Source organism: Humitalea sp. 24SJ18S-53 (assembly GCF_050632385.1).
Lineage (GTDB): Bacteria > Pseudomonadota > Alphaproteobacteria > Acetobacterales > Acetobacteraceae > Humitalea.
Genome location: NZ_CP192599.1, coordinates 165,908 through 191,027 on the forward strand (window position 1 = coordinate 165,908; position 25,120 = coordinate 191,027).

20 protein-coding genes are annotated in these 25,120 nt (G+C 67.7%); 2 read left to right on the forward strand and 18 right to left on the reverse strand.

Annotated features, from left to right (window positions below; genetic code table 11):
- Position 1 precedes the first annotated feature (1 nt).
- From ACQW02_RS00800 to ACQW02_RS00860, 13 genes are all read right to left on the reverse strand, one after another.
- Positions 2 to 976, reverse strand: coding sequence for an ABC transporter ATP-binding protein (locus tag ACQW02_RS00800; RefSeq protein WP_431283375.1), 975 nt, complete (start codon positions 974 to 976; stop codon positions 2 to 4).
- Entirely contained in the window at positions 973 to 1,902 is a 930-nt protein-coding gene (locus ACQW02_RS00805; RefSeq protein WP_431283376.1) for an ABC transporter ATP-binding protein, read from the reverse strand. The genes ACQW02_RS00800 and ACQW02_RS00805 overlap by 4 nt, the downstream gene beginning before the upstream one ends.
- A gap of 50 nt (positions 1,903 to 1,952) precedes the next feature.
- A complete protein-coding gene (locus ACQW02_RS00810) occupies positions 1,953 to 2,885 on the reverse strand; it encodes an ABC transporter permease (protein ID WP_431283377.1) in 933 nt (310 codons plus the stop codon).
- Positions 2,851 to 3,810, reverse strand: coding sequence for an ABC transporter permease (locus ACQW02_RS00815; RefSeq protein WP_431283378.1), 960 nt, complete (start codon positions 3,808 to 3,810; stop codon positions 2,851 to 2,853). Before ACQW02_RS00815 ends, ACQW02_RS00810 begins: the two co-directional genes overlap by 35 nt.
- Positions 3,811 to 5,607 carry a peptide ABC transporter substrate-binding protein gene (locus ACQW02_RS00820; RefSeq protein WP_431283379.1) on the reverse strand — a complete coding sequence of 599 codons (1,797 nt, stop codon included), beginning with the start codon at positions 5,605 to 5,607 and terminating at the stop codon, positions 3,811 to 3,813.
- Between the two features lie 106 nt (positions 5,608 to 5,713).
- Positions 5,714 to 6,556, reverse strand: coding sequence for a sugar phosphate isomerase/epimerase family protein (locus ACQW02_RS00825; RefSeq protein ID WP_431283380.1), 843 nt, complete (start codon positions 6,554 to 6,556; stop codon positions 5,714 to 5,716).
- A 12-nt stretch (positions 6,557 to 6,568) separates the two neighbouring features.
- Entirely contained in the window at positions 6,569 to 7,291 is a 723-nt protein-coding gene (locus ACQW02_RS00830; protein WP_431283381.1) for an SDR family oxidoreductase, read from the reverse strand.
- Positions 7,292 to 7,293: 2 nt separating this feature from the next.
- On the reverse strand, positions 7,294 to 8,076 hold the full coding sequence (locus ACQW02_RS00835; RefSeq protein ID WP_431283382.1) for an SDR family oxidoreductase: 783 nt from the start codon (positions 8,074 to 8,076) through the stop codon (positions 7,294 to 7,296).
- 3 nt (positions 8,077 to 8,079) lie between these two features.
- A complete protein-coding gene (locus ACQW02_RS00840) occupies positions 8,080 to 8,985 on the reverse strand; it encodes a dihydrodipicolinate synthase family protein (RefSeq protein ID WP_431283383.1) in 906 nt (301 codons plus the stop codon).
- Positions 8,986 to 9,002: 17 nt separating this feature from the next.
- Positions 9,003 to 10,076 (reverse strand): ABC transporter ATP-binding protein, encoded by a 1,074-nt coding sequence (locus ACQW02_RS00845; protein WP_431283384.1) that lies wholly within the window; start codon positions 10,074 to 10,076, stop codon positions 9,003 to 9,005.
- The gene (locus tag ACQW02_RS00850; RefSeq protein WP_431283385.1) at positions 10,073 to 10,906 is read right to left on the reverse strand and encodes a carbohydrate ABC transporter permease; all 834 of its coding nucleotides are present in this window, start codon (positions 10,904 to 10,906) and stop codon (positions 10,073 to 10,075) included. Before ACQW02_RS00850 ends, ACQW02_RS00845 begins: the two co-directional genes overlap by 4 nt.
- Positions 10,903 to 11,814, reverse strand: a complete 912-nt coding sequence (locus ACQW02_RS00855) for a carbohydrate ABC transporter permease (protein WP_431283386.1) — start codon at positions 11,812 to 11,814, stop codon at positions 10,903 to 10,905. Before ACQW02_RS00855 ends, ACQW02_RS00850 begins: the two co-directional genes overlap by 4 nt.
- Positions 11,814 to 13,139, reverse strand: coding sequence for an ABC transporter substrate-binding protein (locus ACQW02_RS00860; protein WP_431283387.1), 1,326 nt, complete (start codon positions 13,137 to 13,139; stop codon positions 11,814 to 11,816). The genes ACQW02_RS00855 and ACQW02_RS00860 overlap by 1 nt, the downstream gene beginning before the upstream one ends.
- 155 nt (positions 13,140 to 13,294) lie before the next feature.
- Between ACQW02_RS00860 and ACQW02_RS00865 the strand changes: the two genes are divergently transcribed.
- The gene (locus ACQW02_RS00865; RefSeq protein ID WP_431283388.1) at positions 13,295 to 14,095 is read left to right on the forward strand and encodes an IclR family transcriptional regulator domain-containing protein; all 801 of its coding nucleotides are present in this window, start codon (positions 13,295 to 13,297) and stop codon (positions 14,093 to 14,095) included.
- 1 nt (position 14,096) lies between these two features.
- Here the strand turns inward: ACQW02_RS00865 and ACQW02_RS00870 are convergent, their stop codons facing one another.
- Genes ACQW02_RS00870 through ACQW02_RS00890 form a run of 5 tightly spaced genes read right to left on the reverse strand, consistent with a single transcriptional unit; the run spans position 14,097 to position 20,929 of the window.
- Complete coding sequence (locus ACQW02_RS00870; RefSeq protein WP_431283389.1) at positions 14,097 to 15,233, reverse strand: NAD(P)/FAD-dependent oxidoreductase; 1,137 nt, start codon at positions 15,231 to 15,233, stop codon at positions 14,097 to 14,099.
- On the reverse strand, positions 15,230 to 16,861 hold the full coding sequence (locus tag ACQW02_RS00875) for an FAD-dependent oxidoreductase (RefSeq protein WP_431283390.1): 1,632 nt from the start codon (positions 16,859 to 16,861) through the stop codon (positions 15,230 to 15,232). Before ACQW02_RS00875 ends, ACQW02_RS00870 begins: the two co-directional genes overlap by 4 nt.
- Positions 16,858 to 18,396, reverse strand: a complete 1,539-nt coding sequence (gene gcvPB, locus ACQW02_RS00880) for an aminomethyl-transferring glycine dehydrogenase subunit GcvPB (RefSeq protein ID WP_431283391.1) — start codon at positions 18,394 to 18,396, stop codon at positions 16,858 to 16,860. Before gcvPB ends, ACQW02_RS00875 begins: the two co-directional genes overlap by 4 nt.
- Entirely contained in the window at positions 18,393 to 19,787 is a 1,395-nt protein-coding gene (gene gcvPA, locus ACQW02_RS00885; protein WP_431283392.1) for an aminomethyl-transferring glycine dehydrogenase subunit GcvPA, read from the reverse strand. Before gcvPA ends, gcvPB begins: the two co-directional genes overlap by 4 nt.
- Positions 19,788 to 19,804: 17 nt before the next feature.
- Positions 19,805 to 20,929 (reverse strand): ATP-NAD kinase family protein, encoded by a 1,125-nt coding sequence (locus tag ACQW02_RS00890; RefSeq protein ID WP_431283393.1) that lies wholly within the window; start codon positions 20,927 to 20,929, stop codon positions 19,805 to 19,807.
- 847 nt (positions 20,930 to 21,776) lie between these two features.
- Between ACQW02_RS00890 and ACQW02_RS00895 the strand changes: the two genes are divergently transcribed.
- Entirely contained in the window at positions 21,777 to 25,091 is a 3,315-nt protein-coding gene (locus tag ACQW02_RS00895; RefSeq protein WP_431283394.1) for a tetratricopeptide repeat protein, read from the forward strand.
- The last annotated feature ends 29 nt before the right edge of the window (positions 25,092 to 25,120 follow it).

Below are 25,120 nucleotides of genomic sequence, written 5' to 3' on the forward strand. Positions count from 1 at the left end.
GTCAGCCGCGCAGGTGGCAGGCGACCCAGTGCCCGGGCTGCACTTCGCGCAGGGGCGGGGCCTCGCTGCGGCAGGGGTGGGCCTGGGCGATCGGGCAGCGCGTGTGGAAGTGGCAGCCCGAAGGCGGGTGCATCGGGTTCGGCACATCGCCTTGCAGCATGATGCGTTTGCGCTTCACGGTCGGGTCGGGGATCGGCACGGCCGATAGCAGCGCTTCCGTGTAGGGATGCAGCGGCGTGGTGTAGAGGTCGCGTGCGGAGGCGACCTCCACGATGCGGCCGAGATACATGACCGCGACCCGGTCGCTGATGTGTTCGACCACCGACAAATCATGCGCGATGAACAGATAGGTCAGGCCGAATTTCTGCTGCAGATCCTCCAGCAGGTTCACCACCTGCGCCTGGATCGAGACATCCAGCGCGCTGACGGGTTCGTCGCAGACCACCAGTTTTGGTGAGACGGCGAGCGCACGGGCGATGCCGATGCGCTGGCGCTGCCCACCGGAAAATTCATGCGGGAAGCGGCGCATGTGGTCGGCGTTCAGCCCGACGGTTTCCAGCAATTCCACCACCCGGTCCTCGCGGTCCTGCCGCGATTTGGCCAGGCCGTGGATGATCAGCGCCTCGGCCACGATCGCGCCCACGGTCATGCGTGGGTTCAACGAGGCAAAAGGGTCCTGGAAGATGATCTGCATGTCCCTGCGCAGGGTGCCGAGCTGGGTGGGGTCCAGTGCGGTGACATCGCGCCCCTGGAACCAGACCTGGCCGGAACTGGGTTCGATCAGCCGCAGGATCAGCCGGCCGGTGGTGGATTTGCCGCAGCCGGATTCACCGACCAGGCCCAGGGTTTCGCCGGAGGCGATGTCGAAGCTGACGCCGCTGACGGCATGCACCTGGTCCACCGTGCGGCGTAGCAAGCCGCCTTTCACGGGGAAGCGCTTTTGCAGATCGCGCACGCTGAGGAGGGGGTCCGTCATGCGGCGATGCCTCCCGCCAGGATGCAGGCGACCTTGTGCCCGGGTGCGACCTCCCGCAGCGGCGGTTCCGCGGTGGTGCATTCGGGAATGGCCTGGCGGCAGCGCGCGGCGAAGCGGCAGCCGATGGGTGGGTCCAGCAGGCTGGGGACGGAGCCGGGGATCGCCTCCAGCCTTGTATGCGTGGTGGCGGCGAGGTCGATGCGAGGGATCGAGCGGATCAGCCCCTGGGTATAGGGATGGCGGGGGGTGGCGAAGAGGGATTCCACCGTCGCTTCCTCGACCACCTTGCCGGCGTACATGACGATGACGCGCTGGGCGGTTTCGGCGACGACGCCCATGGCATGGGTGATCAGCAGCACCGCCATGCCCAGGCGCTGCTTCATCTCGTTCAGCAGTTCCAGGATCTGCGCCTGGATGGTCACGTCGAGCGCGGTGGTCGGTTCGTCCGCGATCAGCAGTTTCGGGTTGCAGGACAGCGCCATGGCGATCATCACGCGCTGGCGCATGCCGCCGGAAAACTGGTGCGGGTAGTCATTCACGCGGCGTTCGGGGTTGGGGATCTGCACCAGCTTCAGCATGTCGGCGGCGCGCGACAGGGCGGCGCGGCGTGACAGCCCCTCGTGCTGGCGGATCGTTTCGGCGATCTGTTGGCCGACCGTGTAGACCGGGTTCAGCGAGGTCATCGGTTCCTGGAAGACGATGCCGATGTCTTTTGATCGGATGCGGCGCATGTCTTCGGCAGGGAGCGGGACAAGGTCGCGACCCTCGAACAACACCTGGCCGGCGACGATGCGGCCGGGTGGCATGGCGATGAGTTTGAGCACGGTCATCGCCGTGACGGTCTTGCCGCAGCCGGATTCGCCGACGACCGACAGGGTTTCGCCGCGATCGATGGCGAGGTCCACGCCATCCACGGCGCGGACCATGCCGTCATCCGTCTTGAAGTAAACTTTTAGGCCTTTGATCTCCAATAGCCTCACGTGACGCGCCTTGGGTCCAGGGCGTCGCGCAGCCCATCACCGACGAAGTTGATCGTCAGCACGGTCAGGAAGATGGCCAGTCCGGGGAAGATGGCCCAATGCGGCGCGAAATCCAGATTGTCCTTGGCGTCGAACAGCAGTCGGCCCCAGGTCGGCGTGTCCGGTGGAAAGCCGAGCCCCAGGAAGGACAGTGTCGATTCCGCGATGATGGCCGCCGCCACGTCGATCGACGCGGCCACGATCACCGGGCCCAGGGAGTTCGGCAGGATGTGTTGCATGACGATGCGGGTGGGGGAGGCGCCGAGGGCGCGTGCGGCCTCGACGAATTCCTTTTCACGCAGGGAGAAGAACTGCGCGCGGACCAGGCGCGCGACGGGCATCCAGCGGAAGCCGCCGATGACGATGACGATGAGGAGGAAGACACCCATCTCCTGCCCCACCACCTTGGTCAGCCCGTCGCGGAACAGGTAGATGATCAGCAGGAGTAGCGGCAGTTCGGGCAGCGAGAGAAACAGGTCGGTCAGCCACATCAGCGCGGTATCGACCCGCCCACGCGACATGCCGGCGACGGCACCGACGAAGGTGCCGACGATGACCGCGACGGCCATGGCGGCGAAGCCGACGGCAAGGGATATGCGTCCGCCATAGAGCACGCGCGCCAGGATATCCTGGCCGAGATCGTCGGTGCCGAAGGGGTGTTCGAGCGATGGTCCCTGCAAGCGGGCCGAAAAATCGATCTCGTCGATCGGCAAGGTCCAGATCAAGGGGCCGAAGACCACGCCCAGGATCATCATTCCCAAAATCGCACCGCTGGCGACGGCCATGCGGTGCTTGCGGAACCGTCGCCAGGCTTCGCGCCACGGCGTCACCGACGGGCGGCGCGCCGTGGCGCGGCTAGCTGTAGCTGATGCGAGGATCGAGCCAGCCATAGAGCACATCCGCCATGAGGTTGAAGAAGATCACGAGGCAGGCAAAGACGAAGGTGACTGCCATGATGACGGGTGTGTCATTGGCCAGGATCGCGCTGATCAGCAGCGAGCCGATGCCGGGGACGCGGAAAATCTGCTCGGTCACGATGGCGCCGCCGAAGACCGCGGGCATCTGCAAGGCGACCAAGGTGACGACCGGGATCAGCGCGTTGCGCACGACATGGCGGGTGACGACGCGCCCTTCGGGCAGGCCTTTGGATCGGGCCGTGGTGACATGGTCCAGTCGCGCCACGTCCAGCACCGCGGAGCGCACGAAGCGCGTCCAGGCCGCGCCCTGGAACAGGCCGAGCACAAGGACCGGCATGATCGCCTGCCGCACATGTTCCCACCACCAGCGCCAGCCGCTGGCATCGATGTCGGCGCGATAGACGAAGGGCAGCCAGCCAAGCGTGATCGAAAACAACAGGATCATCAGCAGCCCCGTGAAGAAGGTGGGCAGCGAGAAGCCGATGAAGGCCAGCGTATTGGCGATCTGGTCGAAGACCGAATACGGCCGCGTCGCGGAAAATACGCCGACCGGCAGCGCGATGGCCAATGCCAAAATCTGCGAGGCGCCGATGATCAGCAAGGTCGTCGGCAGCCGTTGCAGGATGAGTTGGTCGACGTTCACCCGGCTGACGAAGGAGAACCCCCAGTTGCCCTGCAACATCGCCGCCAGCCAGCGAAAGTAGCGCAGGTAGACGGGGTCATCGATGCCCAGGCTGGCGCGCAGGGCGGCGCGGACATCGGGCGGAATGGCGGGGTTGGTCGCCAATTCCTCGAACGGATCGCCGGGGGCCAGCGCCAGCACGGTGAACAGGACGACGCTGATCCCGAGCAGGCTCGGGATCGCGATCAACAGCCGCCGGAGGAGGTATTGCGCCACTCAGGCGTCGCGATACCAGTCGGCGATCAGCCAGAGGGTATTGTCCCAGCCGCTCAACACCGGGTGCAGCGTGTTCAGGCTGCCGCTGACGGTGGGCCGGCCGACCAGCGGGATGATGTGGTTGCTGCCGACGACAAGGTCGTTCATGCGAATGAACAGGGCCGCGCGCTTGATCGGGTCCAACTCGCCCTCGGCCGCACGGAAGGCCGCGTCGTAATCGGCATTGCGCCAGCGGACGATGTTGCGGCCCTGCCAGTTGTTGGCCTTGGACGAAATCTCCCACGACACATACTGGTTCATGAACACCTGTGGATCGGCCTGCGGCATGGTGGTCGTGTACATCTGCACGTCGGCGTAGAATTTTGTGTAGGTGTCCGGATTGGCGACGTCCGAGGAGAAGAACACCGAGGCGGTGACCGACTTCAGTTCCAGGTCGATGCCGGCCCGTTGCGCCGCCTGCTTCATCACCGCCTGGGTGCGCTGGCGCGGTGTGTTGACCGAGGTCTGGAAGACGAAACGCAACCGCACGCCGTTCTTCGCGCGGATATTATCCCGCCCACGCGCCCAGCCCGCTGCATCCAGGATCTCGTTCGCCTTCTGGACGCTGAATTCCCAACGCATGTTGGGTGAGCGGAAGCGCGGCGGATTGTTCAGGTAATTCGCCACGGCCGGGCCGCCGCGGCCGTAGATGAACTGTTCCAGCGCATTGCGGTCGACCAGCAGCGCCATCGCCTGGCGCACGGCTGGGTCGGAGAAGGCGGGGTGGGTGGTGGTGATGCTGGATCGTTCGCCATCCACCACCACGTTCGGATCGGTGACGTTGAGCTGGACGAATTCAAGCCCGCCGCCCGGGACGATGTTGACCTTACCGCGCCCCGCCTCCTCCAGCCGCTTGAGGATGTCATCCTCCACCGCCAGGTTCCAGGCATAGTCGTAGTCGGCGGTTTGCAGGACAGCGCGTGCGGCGGATGTGGCATCGCCGCCGCCCTTGATCTCCAGCGTGTCGAAATAGGGGCGGTTGTCCATGTGGTAATTGGGGTTCAACTCGGCGCGGATGGTGTCGCCGGGCGTGAAGCTCACATGGCGGTAGGCGCCGGTGCCGACCGGGCGCAGGTTGGTCGGCGCATCGCGCGAATTGGCGCCGTTATAGGCCTGGAAGAGATGCTTCGGGATGATCATCCCTTGCGAGCCGACATAGGCGCTGGCCCAGAATGGCGTCGGCTGTTGGAACTCCACCCTGATCGTGAAATCATCCACCTTGACGACGGTCAGGTCGCGATAGGTGCCGGCGGTGACCGCAGCGGTGGCGGGGTTGCGCGCGTATTCCCAGTTGAACACGACGTCATCGGCGGTGAAGGGCTGGCCATCGTGCCATTGCACGCCGCGCTTCAGCTTCCAGGTCACCGAACGGCCATCGGCGGCAAGCCCGCCGTTTTCCAGGGACGGGATTTCCGCCGCAAGGATCGGGTGCAGCGTGCCATCCCCGGCCCAGCCTGCCAGCGCCTCGTAATAGACGCGGCTGCCTTCCTGGTTGGTGGTGCCGGTGGCGAAATGCGGGTTGAGCAGGGTGGCGGCTTGCCAGAACAGGATTTTCAGCGCGCCGCCGCCGCCGCGCCGCGTCGGCCGGTAGGCGGGGACGCTCTGCGCCGCCGCCGGGGCGGCGCCGGCGATCGCCAGGATCTGCGTCGCCATCGGTGCCGTCAGCCCGACCGCCGCCAACCGGCGCACAAAGCCGCGCCGCGACAGCCGGCCCTGCTTTACGCGGCCGATCAAGTGACGAAGGTCGTCTTCGGTCATGCTGAAGCTCCTGGCTGCACTCTCACGATGCACGGACGCTACAGGATCGGGCCGGCCGGCCAAGCGGCTTTTTTTTGGGCAGGGCCGTTTCGGCCCCACCTGGCTGTCAGCCTGGCCGCTTCTCCCAACCATGGGCCGCCAGGATATCGTGGCTGGCCGCCAGGTCGCCATCGGGATCGGTGCCGGGTTGCGCCGCGTCGGTGATGATCTCCAGGACGGTCAGCCCTTGGTAGCCGATGTCCCGCAGGGCGGCCGCGGCGGGGCCGGGCTGGACGATCCCGGTGCCGAGGCGGTCGTGCTTGAAGGCCTCGAACCCGGTGTCGGAGATATGCACGTTCTTGATGCGCGCACCGAGCATGCGGATGGCGCCGACCACATCCTCGCGGATATAGGCGCTGTTGCAAACATCGAAGTTGATGCCGACGGATGCGTCGATCTCATTCGCCACGTCCAGCATGTCCTTCGCCGTGGGCAGGAAGGTGAAGGGCACGTTCTCCAGGATCACCTCGGTGCCCGACCCCTTCGCATGGGCGACCAGTTCCTGCATGCCGCGCACGAACCAGTCGCGCATCCAGGGCACGGGCGGGTTGATCAGCGAGTTCACCGGGCCGGGAATGGCGCAGACCAGCGGGCAGCCGACGAAGGCGGCGAGGTCGATCGCCTCCTTGTACCTATCGAGCGTGTAGCGCCGCATGATCGGGCAGGTACTGTTCGGATTGTTGTCGAGCAGCGGGTAGCAGAAGGAGGTGATCGCGCCACCTTCGCCATCCAGCCAGTCGCGGAGTTCGCGCTTGGAGGCGGGGGTCATCTCCGCCGGCCAGAGGTGCGGCGGAAAGATCATCATCTCGAAATTGCGGTAGCCCTGCGACGCCAGGTGCTGCAGGGCGCCGAGGCCGGAATGGGAATACAGGAAGGGAAAGGTCGAGGCTGCGACGCGGAAATCGGGCATTGCGGTGTCTCCTCAGAGCGTGGATTCGAGCCTGGTGTTGACGATCATCTCCGCGACATGCGCCTGGTCCGGCAGGCGCAGCAGCAGGCTGACGATCTCGGCGACCGTGTCGGGTTGCAGGCGCCCGGGGCCGGGCGTGACGCCGGGGATGCCGGCCAGAAGCTCGGTATCGATGGCACCGGGGCAGAGGGCGGTCGCGCGTACCCCGGCCTCATGCCCCGCGAAACGCGCCGCATGGGTCAGCGCCACCAGCGCGTGTTTCGACATGGCGTAGCCGATGGACACGCTGACATCGCGGATACGCTTGCCGTCGGTGGAGGCGATGTTCACCACGCGCCCATGCCCCGCGGCGCGCAGATGCGGGAGGGCGGCGCGGATGGTGCGGAAGGGGGCCTTGACGTTGACCTCCCACATCGCGTCCAGCGCGGCTTCGTTCGGGTTGTCGAAGGTGACGGGGCGCAGGATGCCGGCATTGTTCACCAGCGCATCCAGCCGACCGTGCGCAGCGACAGCGGCCTCGATCCAGGCGGGCGCATCGGCCGGGTTGGTGGCGTCGAAACGATGGAAGGTGACGGCGGCGCCGCCTTGCAGCGCCAGGCGCGTCGCCGAGGCCTTGGGGTCGCGTACACCCAGGGCCAGCGCATAGCCCTCCCCATGCAACCGGCGGGCGATGGCGGCGCCGAGCCCGCGCGAGGCACCGGAGAGGGCGACGACGCGGCCGGCGGGCTCCAGCATGGTCAGAACAGCCCCTGGTAGACACCGCCATCATTGACGATGTTCTGCGACGTCATGAAGCCCGCCTGCGCGCTGCAAAGATAGGCCACCAGGTCGCCGCATTCGATCGGATCGGCGAAGCGCCCGGCGGGGCAGCCCTTGAGGCGATCTTCCACGATCGCCTCATAGGTCACGCCGCCGCGCTTGGCATGGCCGTGCAGATTGGTGCGCAGCGCATCCGTGTCGAACAGCCCGGGGCAGACGCTGTTGATGGTGACGTTATGGCCGATCAATTCGCGCCCGATCGAGGCGATGGCGGCGGCCAGCCCCGCCCGCGCCGAATGGCTATGCGCGAAGCCGACCTGCGGGAACTTGATGAAGGAAACACTGATATTGGCGATGCGGCCGAACTTGCGGTCGCACATGCCGGGCGCGGTGCGGCGGATCAGGTCGATGGCGGAGTAGAAATGTTCGTCCCACCAGCGGCGCCATTCGGCCTCCTCCCATGTGCGGAAATCGCCGGGAACCTGGCGCGTGCCGGGGCTGGTCACCAGGATATCGGCGGCGGGGCAGGCGGCGAGCAAGGCGTCGCGCCCCGCGGCGGTGTTCACGTCACCGGCGACGATGGTGACGCGCACGCCGTGCTGCGCGCGCAACTCGGCCGCGGCCTGTTCCAGCGGTTCGAGGGTGCGGGCGATGAGCGTCAGGTCGCAGCCTTCGCGTGCGAGGCTTTCGGCGCAGGCGCGCCCCAAGCCCTTGCTGGCGGCGCAGACGATGGCCTGCTTGCCGCGTATCCCGAGGTCCATGGTCTAGCTTCCGATCCCGAGGGCCGCGAGGCCGCGCTTCAGCCCCTCCAGCGGTTCACCGACGCAGGGTTGCAGCGGCGGCCGGGGCGAGCCGCCGCCGGGGAAGCCGAGGTGGTCCATCGCGGCCTTGGTCGCCGGGTAGATCGTGCGGCCCTCGGTCACGAACAGATCGGTCAGCAGGCGGCAGGTCGCTTGCAGGGCCGCGGCTTCCTCCATGCGTCCCGCCTTGGCGGCATGGAAAAGATCGGTGCAGCCGCGCCAGACATTCGGGAAGCAATCCACGGTGCCATCGGCGCCCAAGGTGACGGCGGGCACGCCAAAGACCGAGGAGGGGCCGCAGAACACGCGCAGCCGATCCTTCACCGCAATCAGCGTGGCGTAGAAATTGTTCCAGTCGCCACTGCTTTCCTTGATCGCCACGATCTTGTCGAGCGCGGCCAGGCGGTCGGCGAGCGCGGGCGAGATCGCATTCACCGCATTGCCGGGGATGTTGTAGGCCATGATCGGCAGCGGCGACCCCGCCGAGACGGTGGCGAAATGGGCAAAGATCTCGTCATCGGTCAGCTTCACGAAATAGGGCGGCAACACCAGCACGCCATCGGCGCCCGCATCGGCGGCCATGCGCGCATAGGCCAGCGTCTCCGCCGCGCTGACGCAGCCGACGCCGACGATGGCGGTGCCACGGCCCCGCGTCGCCTCGACGGTGGCCGTGTAGAGGGTGCGGCGGTCATCGGCCGACAGCGTCCAGAATTCGCCCGTGCAGCCGCAGGCGACCACGCCGGTCGCGCCTTCATCCAGCAGCCGGCTGATGTTGGCGGTGAAGCCATCGCGATCGACGGCGCCGCTGGCGTCGAAGGGGGTCGTGACGGCGGGCATCGGCCCGGCCCAGTTCACGCTGTTGCGGTCCATGAAGACTCTCCTCTTGTTCATTCGGCGAGTGTGACGGCCAGGCGGTTGCCGCTGGCGGCATCGAACATGTGCAGGCGCGGGATGCGCACGCCCCAGGCAAGTGTTTCGCCGGCGCGCAGGGTCATGTCGGGGGCTGCGCGCGCGGTCAATGCCTCGCCGCCCGGCAGGTCGAGTGCGACGATCTGTTCGTGGCCCGTGGGTTCGACCAGGCGGATGCGGGCGGTGAAGGGGCCTTGGCCGAGGATGACATCCTCCGGCCGGATGCCGAGCACCATGGCCTGGCATGCCGACGCTTGCAGCAGGCGCAGGGTCACCGCCGGGTTGCGGAAGGCGCCGTCGCGCGCCTCGCCTTTCAGCAGGCTCATTCCGGGCGATCCGATGAAGCCCGCGACGAACAGGTTCGCGGGGCGTTCGTAGACATCGGATGGCGTGCCGAATTGCTGGAGCACGCCCTCATGCATTACGGCGATGCGGTTGGACATGGTCATCGCCTCAAGCTGGTCATGCGTGACGTAGACGAAGGTCCGGCCAAGACGGCGATGCAATTCCACCAACTCGGCGCGCATATGGTGGCGCAGCTTGGCGTCGAGGTTCGACAGCGGTTCGTCCAGCAGGAACACGCGCGGATCGCGCACCAGGGCGCGGCCAAGTGCGACACGTTGCTGCTGGCCGCCCGAAAGCTGACGGGGCTTGCGTGCGAGCAGGGCGCCCAGTTGCAGGGTGTCGGCGACCTCGGCGACGCGACGGCCGCGTTCGGACTTTTCGACCCCGCGCTTCTTCAGCGGATAGGCGATGTTCTCGGCGACCGTCATATGTGGGTAGAGCGCGTAGGATTGGAACACCATGGCAATGTCGCGCGCGCCGGGCGCGACCTCATTCACCACGCGGCCACCGATCGAGATTTGGCCTTCCGTGGGGAATTCCAACCCCGCCAACATCCGCAGGGTCGTGGTCTTGCCACAGCCGGATGGGCCGAGCAGGCTGACGAATTCACCGCCCGCGATGGTCAGGTTCAGGTCGCGCACGGCATAGGATTCGCCAAAGGCTTTCTGGACGCCGTCGAATCGCACTTCGTATTGGGTATCGCTCATCCCTTCACACCACCAGCACCGAAGCCGCGCGTCAGATAGCTTTGCAGGAAAGCGAAGATGATGATGAGCGGCAGGCTCATCATGACGGAGGCTGCCATCAGAAGGGACCATTCGATGTTGAAGGCGCTGACCAGCATGGACATGACACCGGTCGTCAGGGGGCGCGCGCTGTCAGTGTTCACCAGCACCAGCGCGTAGAGGTATTCGTTCCAGGACAGGATGAAGGTGAACAAGGATGTGGAGATGATGCCGGGCAGCGCCTGCGGCAGGATCACGTCGAAGAAGGCGCCCATCCGCGTGGCCCCATCGACCAGCGCCGCGGCTTCCAGGTCATCGGGAATACCCTGCATGAAACTCCGCAGGAGCCAAAGCGCATAGGGTAGGGCGAAGGTGGTGTAGGCGATCACCAGGCTCAGCAGTGAATTGGCGACGCCGAGCCATACCATCATCAGGTACAGCGGCAGCAGCAGCACGACCGATGGCAGCAGGTAGGTGAACAGCACGAGCCGCGCCAGGGCCTCGCGACCGCGATAGCGGAAGCGGACCAGGCTATGCGCCCCCAGGGTCGCGACCGCGACGACCAGGATGGTCGTGGCGGTGGACAGGATCAGCGAGTTGCGCATGTAGAGCAGGAACGGGGTTTCGGTCAGCAGCCGGATGTAATGTTCGAAGGTCACGCTTTCGGGCCAGAAGGTCGGCGGCATGCGGAAGAGTTCGAACTGCGGCTTGATGGAGGTGATCACCATCCAGACCAATGGGAAGGCGGTGACGAAGACCACCGACCAGGCCAGCAGGTTGAAGGCGATGCGGCCGAGCATACTGCGTTTCACTTGCGCTCTCCATCGCGCGACACGCGCAGGTAGAGCAGCATGAACCCCAGCATGACCAGCATCATCGCCACCGCGACGGCGCTGGCCCGCCCCATGTCGTTCAAGCCAAAAGCTTCCTTGTAGACCATCAGCGGCAGGGTCTGCGTCGCGATGACCGGGCCGCCGCCGGTCAGCAGGTAGATCAGGTCGAATTCCTTGAAATCCCAGATTGCGCGCAGAAGGATGACGACAAGAAGGACCTCCTTCAACTGCGGCAGGGTGACGTCGGTGAAGCGACCCCAGGCGCCGGCGCCGTCGATCCGCGCTGCTTCGTAGAGCGGTTCCGGAATGGTTTGCAGCCGCGCCAGCACGGCGATCACGACGAAGGGGAAGTATTTCCACGCCCCAACCAGCACGATGCTGACCATCGCATTGGGCATGCTGCCCAACCAGTCGAGCGGCATGGACAGGATGCCCGTCCATATCGCGAGATGGTTCAGGATTCCATAAAGGTCGTTGAACAGCCATCGCCAGACCAGGACGGCGACCACGGTGGACACGAAATAGGGAAACAGGATCAGGCTGCGCGCCAGGCTGCGCATCACCATCGCCTGGTTCAGCATCAGCGCCGCGGCCACACCGAAGACGATCTGCAAGGTCAGGGTCAGCACCGTCCAGACCGCCGTATTGACCAGCGATCGCCAGAACTCCGGCGATGCCGCAAGGTCGGTGTAGTTCGACAGCCCGACGAAACTGCCCTGCAAGGTCGGCGTGAAGATGCGGAACAGGCTGAGATACAGCGCCGACACCAGCGGATAGACGATCACGGCACAGAAGATCAGCACTGTCGGCGCGATCAGCATCACGCCGAGCAAGGCATCCTTGCGGTCGAGCGGATTCGTTCGCCCGGCCGCGCTTGGCGCGGGCATCAGCCGCGCATCAACTGCTCAAGCCGTTGCGCGGTCGTCGATACCACCTGGGCCATCGGTTCGTTGTTGATGACATAGCGTTGCACCGCCTCGGCCAAGACATGGCTCGCGATGATCTGGCCGGCCTTGGTATTGGGGCGATGGGTGTTGCTTTCCCAGCCGAGGTTGTGGCCCGCGGCGGCCCTTTCGCTCATCAGGTCGACCGCGGCGCGATTGGCCTGGATCAGCGGGTTGGCCTGGTATTCCGGCATCGCGGAAATCGTCTTCAACACCGGCAGCACATGGCCGGGGGCCGCGTGCAGCTGGCGGATATAGCCATCGGCGCGGAACAGATGTGCTGCGAAACGCTTGGCCAGCGGGATGTTCGGCGCGACCTTCGGGATCATCACCGAGGGGAAGTCGTTGAAGGTCCAGGCCGGCACCTCGGCCGATATGGTCGGGTAGTCGTGGCAGGTGACGAAGGGCGCGATGCGCGGGTTCTGCGCCGCGACATTGGCGATCACGCGGCCGGCGTAGATGCCGGTGGCGGTGGCGCCGGCGACGAAGGCGGTCAGGCTGTCGCCCCAGGAATAGGCATTGGCGCCGGGCGGGCAGAATTCCCGCATCGACTTGTAGAATTCCAGCGCGTTGCGGAAGGCGTCGGTGTCCACCGCGACCTGCAGATCGGGCGTGAAGACCTGGCCGCCGGCGCCATGCACGAAGCAGACGAAGATCAGGCTGGTCATCGAATTGCGTGCGAAGGGCAATGGCGCACCGAAGACGCCACCGCCCTGCATCCGGCGGCAGGCGTCGCGCAACTGCTCCCAGGTGCGCGGGGCCGCGGCGATGTTCGCGCGCTCCATCAGGTCGCGCCGCATCCACAGCATATTGGCCGCGGAATTGCCGATGCCGGTGCCGGCATATTGGCCCGGGGTGATTTCATAGACGCGGTTGGCGCCCTCGTAGAAATTCTGCGGGCCGATAGCCTGGATCACGTCGTTGAACGGTTCCAGCAGCCCGTTGTCCCAATAGGTCGCGACGGCGAAGGACGGCAGGTGCGTGACGACCGAGGGCACCTGGCCGGAGGCGAAGGCGGCGGCCATCTGTGCCGGGTAGCCCTCGTCGCTCGTGGCTTCGAAGACCACGCGCACGCCGGGGTTGGCTTCCTCGAAGGTGCGGATCTGGAAGTTGTAGGCTTCGCGTTGCGCGGGGGCGGTCTGGGGCGACCACCAGCGCAGGGTGGTGGGCGCCTGGGCCTGTGCGAAGCCGGGTGCGGCCGCCGCGGCCCCCAGGGCCAGGCCGCCCAGGCTGCGGCGCGTCAGATGCTCGGTGCTGCGGATCGACATGGCCGGCTCTCCCTCCAATGGCGTTGCCAGCAGCCGTGCTGCTGTGCGAACACAGTGCCGCAGAGTGAACATGATGCCTTCCCGGCGAACAAGGGCCTATTCGCAGAGCGGGCGGTTTTCGTTAAAGTGTTCGCTGAACGAACATCGGAAGACCCATGGATCAGCACGCCCCCATCCTGCCCGACACTGAGCCACGTGAAGGCGACCGGGAGATCATCCACGCCGTCCTGCGGCTGTTCGAGGTGCTGAAGGCGTTCAGCCGCAGCCGCCCTCGCATGACGCTGAGCGAGGTGGCCGAGGCCACCGGCCTGTCGCGCGCCAGCGCCCGGCGCTTCCTGCTGACGCTGGTGCAGGCGGGTTATGCGGTGTCCGATGGAAAGCGCTTCGCGTTGACGCCGAAATTGCTCGAACTCGGACAATCCATCCTGGCGGCCGCCAGCGTCTGGGATGTCGCCCGCCCCATCCTGGCGCAGGTGTCGGAGAGGCTGGGCGAAAGCTGCTACGGCGCGGTGCTGGAGGGTGGCGAGGTGCTCTACGTGCTGCACATTCCGTCGTCGCTGCACCTGGTGAATGTGGGCCTGCGGGTCGGCAGCAAGACGCCCGCGTATTGCACCTCGGTCGGGCGCGTGTTGCTCGCCGGGCTGTCGCCGGCTGCGGCGGATCGGGTGCTGGACGACAGCGTGCCGGTGGCGCGCACGCCGCGGACGATCACGTCGAAGCCGCTGCTGCGCGAACAGGTGGAGCAGGCGCGTCGCCAAGGCTGGTCGCTGGTGGATGAGGAGTTGGAACTGGGGCTGCGATCGCTGTCGGTGCCGGTGCGGGATCGCGATGGCGTGACCCTGGGTGCCATCAACATTTGTGGCCCGACCAGCCGCGTGCCGATGGATGATCTGCGCCTGCGCTTCCTGCCGGAGATGCTGGACGCCGCGTCGCGCATCCGGGCGGCCCTGGGCTGATCTAACCAAATCGCGCGGCGGAAAAACGCGCGATGTCGAAGCCCGCGTCCCGCCCCTGCATCGCCGCCGCCGCCATGCGCCCGACCAGCGGGCCGAGCGTGTAGCCGGCATCCCCCGGCACGGCGAAGAACAGCCCCGGCCGCCCCGGTGCCGCGCCCAGGATGCATTGGCCGTCGGCCGTGGTGTTCACCCCGGCCCAGGTGCGGATCAGGCGCAGCCGGCCGACGCGGGGCACCAGGTGCTGCGCCAGGCCGAGGTTGCCGAACAGGCTGGAAGCCTCGACCTGCGGCTGGCCATTCCCCGGCGCCAGGCGCGCGGGCCAGCCGCCACCGATCACCACCTGGCCGGCGGCGAGTTGCTTCATCGTGATCATGCGTTCGGCGTGCTGCACCAGGTGGCCGATCAGCGGCGCGGTGGCTTCGGTGACATTCATGTGCAGCGGCTCCGCCACCGTCGGCACAGGCAGGCCGACCATCGCGGCCAGCGCCCCGGTGCCGGCACCGGCCGCCAGCAGCACCCGGCCCGCACGCACCACACCACGCGGGGTTTCCAGCACCCAGCCCGGCCCGGATGCGCGCAGCGCGGTCACGCGGGTTTCGGTCGCATGCACCACGCCGGCCGCCAGTGCCGCGCGGCGCAGCGCCTCATTGGCCAGCAGGGGGTTCAGCTTGCCCTCGTCCTCGCACAGCTCCGCGCCGATGACGGCAGGGCCGAGGTAGGGCGCGATGCGCGCCAGTTCCGCCGCGCCCAGCATGTGCACGCGCAAGCCCAGCGCTGCCTCACGCGCGCATTTGGCGGCGAGGAAGCCGAGCGAGGCCGCATCCTCGGCCACCATCAGCCCGCCCGTCGCGCGCAGTTCGATGTCGGTGCCGAGATCCTGCGCCAGCCGCGCCCAAAGCCGCGCGGCCGCGACATACAGCGGCAACGACGCTTCCAGCCCCGGCACCTGGTCCGGATACAGGCGCAAGAAGCGGCTTTGCATCTGCACATGCAGGCTGCCGGCATTGGCCGTGGTGCCGCTGTGCCGCCCGTCGTCGAGCACCAGCACGCCGCGGCCGTCGCGTGCCAATTCCAGCGCCGCGCAGATGCCGACGATGCCGCCGCCGATCACGGCGATGTCGATCTCGGCGGAGATCATCGCGCGGCGATGTCGGCGATGGCGACGGGCTTGATCGGCGCCTGGGGTGCGAAGAGTGCCATGCCGTCGAGCGGCCGGCCCTGCGTCTCGGCCAACCAGGCCGCAAGGATGGGGGCGCAGGTGCGCCCCTGGCAGCGGCCCATGCCGCAGCGGGTGCGGCGCTTGACTTCGCCGATCGAGGGGGTGCCATCGGCCATTGCGGTGGCGATCTCGGCCTTGGTCACTTCCTCGCAGCGGCAGATCAGCGTGGTGTCATCGGCAAGGGAAACGCCGGGGTGTGGGGCAGCAAAAAAGCGCCATAGGGCGGCCTGGAAGCGGCGGTGGCGGGCCAGGCGCGCGATGGCGCGCCTATCGGCGGGTGGGGTGCGACCCAGGCGGCGCGCGACGGCGAGGGCGGCGATGATGCCTTCCTCCCGCGCGGCCGGGGCGCCGCCAAGCCCGGCGCAATCGCCGGCCGCATAGACGCCATCGACCGTTGTCATCCCATCGGCGTCGCGCCGGGTGACCAGGTGCCCGCGCGCGGCATCGTGGTCATGCGCGGCACCCAGGGCGCGCAGCACCTCGTTCGCGGGCTGGAAGCCGTAGCCCATCAGCACTGCATCCACGTTGAAGGATGTGTTGTCCGCCAAGGTCGCGCGCAGGGCGGTGCCGTGCTGGTCCACGCGCAGCAGGTGCGTGCCCCGCCGCAGCGGGATGCCGTGCCGCCGCATGCGTGCCAGCAGTCCGGCACCGCGCAGGGCCAACCCCGGATCGGCGCGCAGCATCGCGAGTGTCGCAGCGGCGTTGGTCAGGGGCGCAGCCTCGGCGACGGTGACGATGTGACAGCCCGCGGCGGCCAGTTCCAATGCGACCTGCATGTTCAGCGGGCCATTGCCGGCGACCAGCACGCGGCGGCCCGGGGTGACGCGATAGCTGCGCCACAATGTCTGCGCGGCGCCGGTGGTCATCACCCCGGGCAAGGTCCAGCCGGGCAGGGGCAATCCGGCCTCCTGCGCGCCGGTCGCGACGATCAGCGCGGCGGGGGCCAGCATGCGCGTGCGGCTGCCGTCGAAGATCGCGATGCGGTCGGCGGAAAAAGCGCCCCAGGCCTCGGCGCCGCGCAGGATGGTGGCGCCGGATGCTTCGGCGGCCGCGACCAGTGCCGCGCCTTCGCGTGCTTGCGCGTCGAGTGCTGTCACTCCCGGCGCCGCTTGCTTGTAGTATTGCCCGCCGGCGACGGCGCGTTCGTCGACCAGCACCACGTCCAGCCCGCAGCGGCGCGCCGTGATGGCGGCGGACAGGCCGGCGGCGCCGCCGCCCAGGATGAGCAATTCGCAGGCTTCGACCGGTGGAGGGTCCGACATCGGGCCGGCCGATACGGTCGCAGCCGCCGCCGGATAGGGCTGCCACGCGACCTGCTGGCCTGCGCGTGCCTTGGTCATGCAGGCGCGTTGGTTCGGCTCTCCATCGACCACCACCAGGCAGTCCTGGCAGACGCCCATGCCGCAGAAGAGGCCGCGCCCCGGGCTGTCGCGCCGGGTCTGGCGCAAGGCCAGGATACCGGCGGCGGTCAGCGCGGCCGCCAGGGATTGGCCCGGCTGGAAGGCCAGGTCGCGCGCCCCCTGCGGCCCATGCCAGCGGAGGATCACGCCCGCTTGCGCTGGAACGCGCGCCAGGTGGTGGCCCAGCGGGCGGGGTCCTCGCAGGCCTCGGCGTCGATCTTGCCGATGGCGGCGTTGTGGGGGGCGTCGCGGACGATGTCCGGCGTCGTATAGGCCTCGTCGCAAACTTTCGCGACCACCGCGACCCAGGTGTCGATGTCTTCCTTCGACCAGAGTTCGCCGGCCTCCGGCGTAAAAGGTTCGGGCACTACCCAGGGTTCGTGCGACAGCCAGGGCGCGTCGACGCCGTAGTCGGTCATGCGGTTGCCGACCTCGACGACTCCCAGCCCGGTGTCCTGCTTCAGCGGGCCCAGGCCGTAGCGCGTCATCTCCATGCGCGGCGCCGTGACATCGGGGTTGGACAGGGCCACGCCGCGGATCGCGGCCAGGCCCTTCTGCATGTAGTTGTTGGCCAGCACCGACAGATCCGATGCCTCGTGGATGCCGGCGGCGCCCATGCCGCGTGCCCAGGCATAGGCGCGCATCACGATATGCACATTGCCCATGAATTCGCGTACCTTGCCGACGCTGTCGGCGGGGACGTCAAGCGTGAAGCGCCCATCATCGGCGCGCCCGACCAAGGGGCGTGGCAGGAAGGGTTCCAGTTCGGCGGAGCAGCCATAGGCACCGACAGCCGGCCCACCGCCGCCCTTCGGCCCGCCAAAGGTCTTGTGCAGCATGAACATGCAGGCATCGAACCCAAGGTCCCGCGCGCGGATCTTGCCCATCACGCCGTTGAAGTTGGCGTGGTCGTAGAAGGCGAGCGCCCCCGCCTCCTTCACCAGGCGCACCCATTCCACGATCTGTGGGTTGTAGATGCCCATGTCATCGGGGTTGTTGATCATCAGCGCGGCGGTGCGCGGCGACAGCGCGGCCTTGAGCGCATCGAGCGAAGGGTAGCCGCCTTCCTCCAGCGGCAGGGTGATCACCTTGAAGCCGGCGGCGGCCGCCGTGGCCGGGTTGCAGGGGTGGGACTGGATGGAGGTGATGATCTCATCCCGCACACCCAATTCGCCCCGCGCGGAAAGCCATCCGCGCGTGACGCAGACATGGGTATAGGCGGCATCGGCGCCGCCTGCGGCCTGGAAGGTGAAGCGGTCCATGCCCGACAGCGCACGCAGGATGTGGTCGAAGCGCCACATGATTTCCAGGACGCCTTGCAGGGTCGAAGGATCCTGCAACGGATGCAGGTCGGCCATCTGCGGGCGCAAGCCGAGGGCTTCCGACAGGCGCGGATTGTACTTCATCGTGCAGGTGCCAAACAGGCTGATGCCGACCATGCCCAGCACCTGCTGCGACAGGCGCAGGTAGTGGCGCAGGGTGTCGTGTTCCGTCATCTCGGGCAGGGCGGGTGGGCGTGCGCGGCGCATGGCGGCGGGCACGAGGGAGGCGGCATCGCCGGTCGCGGCGACGGCGGGTTCCGCCGCCGGCAGCAGTAACCCGCGCCGGCCCGGCGCGCCCAATTCCATCACCACCGGTTCATGCCAGCGGGCCTGGTGGTAGAGCCTGGGCGAGGTGGTCATGCCAGGATCTCCGTCAGTGCCGTGGCCAGACGTTGTGTGTCCTCCTCGGTATGGATTTCGGTGAAGGCGTAGAGGGCGGATTGGCCGAAGCGTGGAAAATCCGGCGACAGGTCGCGCCCGCCAAAGATACCCCGCGCCAGCAGTGCGCGGTTGATGTCGGCCACGCTGCGGCCGGTCGCGGAAAAATCCACCACGAGTTCCTTGAAGACACCGTCGGAAAAACGCACGCGAATGCCAGGAACGGCCGCCAGAACGCGCGCCGCATGGGCGGTGCGTTGCAGGATGCGTTCGCCGATATCGAAAAAGCCGCGCGGGCCGAGCAAGGTCATGTAGGCGGCCGCGGCGATGGCATGCAGGTAGACGGAGTTTCCGGTCCAGTCCTTGCCTTCCTCACGCATGCCATAGGACGATTGATGCGACAGGCAGAGCCCAAAACCCCATTCGCCCGGTGTCGTGGTCGGGGCGATGGAGATGTTCAATGTCGGGTATTCGCGGGCGTAGCGTTCCTCGTCGCGGGTCGCCAGGAAGCCGCCGGCACCACCACCGCAGAGCATGTGGATCCCCAGGGTCTGGATGGTGCCGATCACGATATCCGCACCGTAGTCGGCCGGTGGCGCCAGCACGCCGAGGGAGATCGGATCGACCCCCACGATCGTCTCCGCGCCCGCCGCGCGCGCCAGCCGCGCGATCTCCGCGCCCTGGGTTTCGATGACGCCGAGAAACCCCGGATTCTCGAAATAGACAGCAGCGGTGCGGGGGGAGAGTTTGCTGGCCAGATCGCTAAAATCCAGCAGGCCGGTCGCCGGATCGGCGGACAGCGGCACGACCGCGATATGCCCAGCCGAACCCTCCGGTTCGCAATATTGCCGCAGCACCGCCAGGCGCTCGGGGTCCATGTCGGACGGCACCAGGATCTCGCGCCGTCCCGTGATGCGTGCCGCCATGCGGGCCGCGTGGCCGGCCGCGCAGCCCCAGGAATAGACGGGCAGGCCGACGAATTCCATGCCGACCAATTCGCCGAGTTGGGAGCAGAATTCGAACCAGACCTGGTTGCGGCCATGGTCGGTCATCGGCGTGCCCCAGACATTCGTCAGGAATTCGCTGCGGCCGGCGATCTCATCCACCACCGCGGGCACGTGATGCTGCCAGATGCCGGCGCCGAGGAAGGAGAGATTCTCCTCCGCCGAACGATTCTTGTGCAGCAGTCCCAGCATGTGGCGCTTCAGCGCGACCTCCGATGGGATGGCCTCGGGGAGGTCCAACGTGCCGCGAAAACGATGCGCGGCCGGGATCTGCGCGAAGAGCGACGCGATATCGGGCGCGCCGATCGCCTCCAGCATCGCGGCCTTCGCCGCCGGCGTTGAATTGGCCATCCAGGGATGTGCCGTCATCAGTCTGCTCCCATGCGTCAGGTCACCAGTTTCATGATCATCTGCCGCCCGGGCGCCGTATGGACGGCGATGTGCCCGGCCAGCATGGCATCGACCGCGATATCGCCGGTGTCGACGTGCAGGACCGTGGGTCGCAGCCCCAGGAGTTTCCGCGCGCCGGCCAGCACCATGATGCCGTCGCGGCCGACGCGGCGGATCGCCTCGGGGCTGATCTGCTGGTTGCCGCGCCCGAACAGGAAGCCCTGGCCGCCGGTCGGGCTGACCGCGATGGCGGCCCGCGGCGTGCGCTCCAGCAGGTGCAGCAGGGTCGCCTCCGACACATCCAGTGCCACGGGGTATCCACCCAGAATGGCGTCCACGCCCAGCAGGGTTCCCTCGAAGCCCAGGGCGCGCTTGAGGCGCCGTGTGGTGGTGCCGCAGCCGAGGATCAGCAGGCGATCCTCCGGCCATTCGCGGGCCACGCGCCGGGCCAGGGCATCCAGCGCATCATCATCGTCAGGCAATGACGGTGCCTTGGCTGATTGCATGCTGTGGCCGTCATCGGGGACCATCGCCGTGCCGAACAGGCGGGCGACGACCTGGCCCTGGCGCAGGGCGGCCTCGTCGAGGTCCATCACCTCCGCCTCACGCAGCCTGATGCGGCCAGGGCCGTCGCGCAGGAAGCGCGCGGCGATGCTGCCGGCGGCTTCGGGGCTGGTGCCGAACACGGCCGATTGCATTTTGACGCCGGTGGGGACGCCCAGGATCGGCACCGATAGCCCCACGCCCGCCAGGACGTCGCGCGCGGTGCCGTCGCCGCCCGCGAACAGGATCAGGTCGACCCCCGCCGCGGCCATCCGGGTCGCGGCCAGGCGGGTGTCCTCGGCGTTCGTGGCGTCCTGCGTGGGCAGGTCGATGGCCGTCGGTGCCAGCCCCGCGTCAGCGGCGACGGCGCCACCCATGGCGCCGGGGGGCGCGAGAATCTGGCAGGGAGCCTCGGCGATCAACCGGCGCAGGGCGCGCAGGCAACGCGCCGCGGCAATCGGCTCCGCGCCCAGCGCGCGCGCGCGCAACAGGGTTTCAGCCCCGTCGGTGCCCTTCAGCCCCACGCGGCCACCCATGCCGGCAATCGGGTTGACGATGATCCCGAGGCGCCGCGCCACACGCCCTCCCGTCGCAGAAGTTCGGCCAGCGAACAATGTTTCGCTCACCGCACAGTCTAGAAGAGTCCCAGGGAAATCGGAAGGTCGCGATTCTGGCGAATCAGGTGGCCTTGCTCCAGGTCCGGTGCCCGATCTTGTCGTCGAGACGCCGATGCGGCTGGCCCACCCCGAGGACGCGTGCGGGCGAGACGATAGGCAGGTCTTCCGGCAGCGTCAGCCCCGGTTTCTGGCCACGACGCGCGAGCACAACCGAGGCCCGGCCGAGAGCCAGACAGAATCTGAATCGCGGCTGCCGCCATTGGCGTCCTGAAACATCACCATGCTTGGACCTGAGGGAAACAGCACGCCGAGTCCGCCGACGCACAGGTTCATCCGCATCGAGGTCGACGCCGCCTCCAACGTGCAGCGGGGCAAGTCGCGACAGATCCGCGTGTAGCGCCGCAAACCACCAGCCGGGCCACAAAAATGGACGTCGCGCGACGGGCGCCGTCATCGCAAAAATTGGCGCCGGCAATAAAACATACACCGGCGCGACATCCGGCCCCATCGGTCTGGCGCAACGTCTTGCCCGAAGGACCGCGGCGGCCTGATCCTCAGTCAAGGGCGACCGGTCCCCAGGTCGCGGCGCAAACACCTCACCCGCCGGTCCATGTGGTATTTTTGGGGCAGCTCCGTGTCACGTGGTCGTGGCCCCGCGACACGGCAATCCGGTGGACGCGCCAAGCACGGACAGGGTAAAAGCTCAGGCGAACGCTTGCTACAAAGCCGCGCCAAGAAATCCCAACAGACGCTACGCCAGTCCTTCGGGCCCATCCCGAAGGTGCCGAAACTTGGAGACCTGCTGCCGATGCACCCCAACACCGTCGTCGTCCCGCTGCGCATCGCCGATGAGGCCTTCATGGTCGCCTCCACGATCGAGCGTTGCCCCAAGACGATGATGCTGCGCGAACTGGTCGTGAACGCGCTGGAGGCGGCACGCAGCGCCACCGGGGCCGCGCCCCAGGTCCGCATCAGCGCCTGTTCGGTCGGCGACGCGATGAAGCTGCGGCTGTGGAACACCGGCCGCGGATTGTCACCGGAGGAATTGCTGAAGATCTCCGACCTGTCCTCCTCGCTGTTCAAGACCGTGGCGCTGGACGGCAATTTCGGCATGGGGGCCAAGGTCGCCTCGCTCGCGTCCAACAAGTTCGGCCTGATGTACCGCTCCTGCCAGGACGGCCGCGTGTCGCAGATCGTCATCGGCCAGCGCAACGGCGTCTATGGCCGTCTGCGGCAGAGCGCCCCGGGGGTGCAGGGCGGGCTCGAGGTCGTCGATGTCACCGCCCTGTGCCGGGCCGAGGGCGAACACGACCTGGGCCACGACTGGACCGAGGTCATCCTGATGGGCAACACGCTCGACCAGGACACGGTCGCCGCACCCTATGCCGACAACCCGCCGGTCGCCGCCGACTGGGTGATGCAGAGCCTGAGCCGGCGCTTCTTCCGCCTGCCGGAGGGGGTCGAACTGCGGCTCGATGCCGCGGTCGCCGGGGTTGAAACCGTCTTCGCGCCGCCGCTCGGGGCGGCGTTCTTCGACCGGGTGGAACGGGTCGTGACGCCAGCCGGGCTGATCCTGCACTACGGATTCCGCGCCGCGGATTCGACCCGGCCGATGCCGGCGATGAACCCGGTCGGCCTGGGGGCGGTGATCTCCGACGGGGAGGTCTATGCGCTGGTGGAAGGGCGCCGCTGGGCGCTGGAAGCGCCGACCTACGGCTTCACCTTCGCGGCCAGGCTGTGCACGGTGCTGATCGAACTGCCGGCCTCCTTCGGGGCGCAGCCCGAGGTCTATCGGCAATTCCTGCGCTTCCAGGACGGCGACCAGCGCCAGGTGCATTTCGCCGACTTCGCCGAGGCCGTGCGGGCGCATATCCCATCCTGGTTGAAGCGCATCATCGATGCGATGCTGCCGGAGACGGAAGACTACCTGCAGGAGATCAAGGCCGACCTGCAGGATCTGATGCAGCAGCTTGGCATCACGGATGCCTCGACACCCAGGCCCGTGCCCCGCGGCGAGGTGAAGCCGCCGCCGGCCAAGGCAGCGCCCCGGATCGAGGAGGCGACCGCGCCGAACGACGCCAAGCCATCCGCGCCAAAACCCCCGCCGGCGCCACCACGGCCGCGCCTGCCGACGCCGCCGGAGATCATCATCGTCGAGGACGACGACGCATTGGCCGAACGCGGCCTGGCCGGGCGCGCGGCGCGCTACTACCGCGCGTCACGCCAGCTTTTCGTCAACATCCGCTATGCGGCCTTCGCGCGCCTGGCGGCGGAGCTGGAGGCGGAGTTCGCGCAGGCGGCCGACCAGGCGACGATCGCGCTGCTGTCGCACCAGGTGACGGAATGGGTGCTGATCCGGCGCCTGACGCGCAACCTGATCCACAGCCTGGGCAAGCAGCAGATGGGCTGGACCGCGGAAGAAGCCGCCGCGGTGCAGACGCCGGAATGCCTGAGCCTGCTGCTCGACGACTACGAAACGCTGAAACCCGCCGCACGCCAGCGCATGGCGCGCCAGTTGGGGATGGAGCCGGTGGGCGGGGCCGATGAGGTCGTCCATGTCGTCGCCGCATCGGCGGAGCGCCTTGCGGCGGAAGTGGCGGAAGCCGAGGCGGCCATTCAGCGTGCGAAGGCGGCCAATGCGCCGAAGCTGAGCCCCCTCTACCGCCGGCTTTCGCGCATCGAGGAACAGCGCAAGAACGTCAGCGCGGCGCGTGCGGCGCTGGAAAAGGCCATTTTGCACGAGCCGGACCATGCCGGCCTGCACTACGAGTTGGCTGGGCTTCGCATGGCGCACGGCGACCTGGATGGTGCCGCGTCGGCCGCGAAAGCCGCTGTCGCATGCAGTACCGAAACACATGTGCCCGCATTGCGTCGCCTTGCCAGGATTGAGCAGCAGCGCGGCAATCTTGCCGCGGCTGAGCAGGTCTTGCGTGACGCAACGTCGCGCGCGCCCGATGATCCGTGGCCATACTTCGACGTGTCCGGATTGCGGATGGCGGAAGGTGACCTGGACGGGGCGGCGGAGGCAGCCGAGGACGCCTTCCTGCGAAACAAGGGTATCGCGACCGCCTTTCTGCGGCGGCTCGGTTTGATCGAAGCACAGCGCAAGAACACGGCGCGGGCGATCCTGCTTATTGAGCGGGCGATCGAGGAAGCGCCCAATGATCCTGACGTGCATTTGGACCTTGCCAGTCTGCGGCTGGCACAGGGCGATCTCGATGGTGCCGCCGCGGCTGCGCTGGTTGCCCAGACCCTGCACACCGACCCTTCCAGTGACCTCTTGCGCCGCCGTGCGTTTATCGAAGCTCGCCGCAATAATGCCGCGGAGGCCGAAGCACTCCTGACGCAGGCGATCGCGGTGGCGCCGGATGAGCCGGCCTCCTACGCCGACCTGGCCCGGCTTCGGGCGGGACAGGGCCGATGGGATGCCGCGGCCGAAGCCGCCGAGGCCGAGGTCGCCCGCAGCCCGCAAGCGTCGGTGGCGGCCCTGCGGCGCCTCGCCGGGATCGAGATACGACGGCGCAATTTCGCTGTCGCCGAGCAGCATCTTCGTCAGGCCATGGCTGCCGCGCCAGCCGATGCCGGGCCGCACTTCGACCTGGCCTCACTGCGTCAGGCAGAGGGCAGGCTGGATGATGCGGCGGAAGCCGCCGAGGCCGCCGTCGCACGCAGTTCAGGGACCGAGACGCATTTCCTGCGCCAACTCAGCATGTTGGAAGGGCGCCGGCAGAATTACGAACGCGCCGTGGCCTTGCTCGAGCAGGCAATGACGATATCACGGGAGGAGCCGGCCCTGCACTTCGATCTGTCCGGGCTGCGATTGCTGCGGGGTGAGTTTGAGGCCGCGGAGGATGCGGCCAAGACGGCGCATGCGCTGACGCCCGGCGGAAGCGTCAACATCCTGCGCCGTCGCGCCGTCATCGCGTCGCGGCGCAAGGATCATGCCGCGGCCGAGGGATTCCTGATGCAGGCCATCGCGATCGCACCGCAAGATGCGGGCCCTTACGTGGAACTGTCCAATCTGCGGGCCGAGGCGGGCGACCTGGACGGCGCCGCGGAGGCCGCGGAAAAGGCGCTGCTGTTGAGCGGCGGCTCCTCGCACATGGCGGAGGAACGCGCGTGACCTGAGCGGCGGCGCGGTCCGGCGCCGCC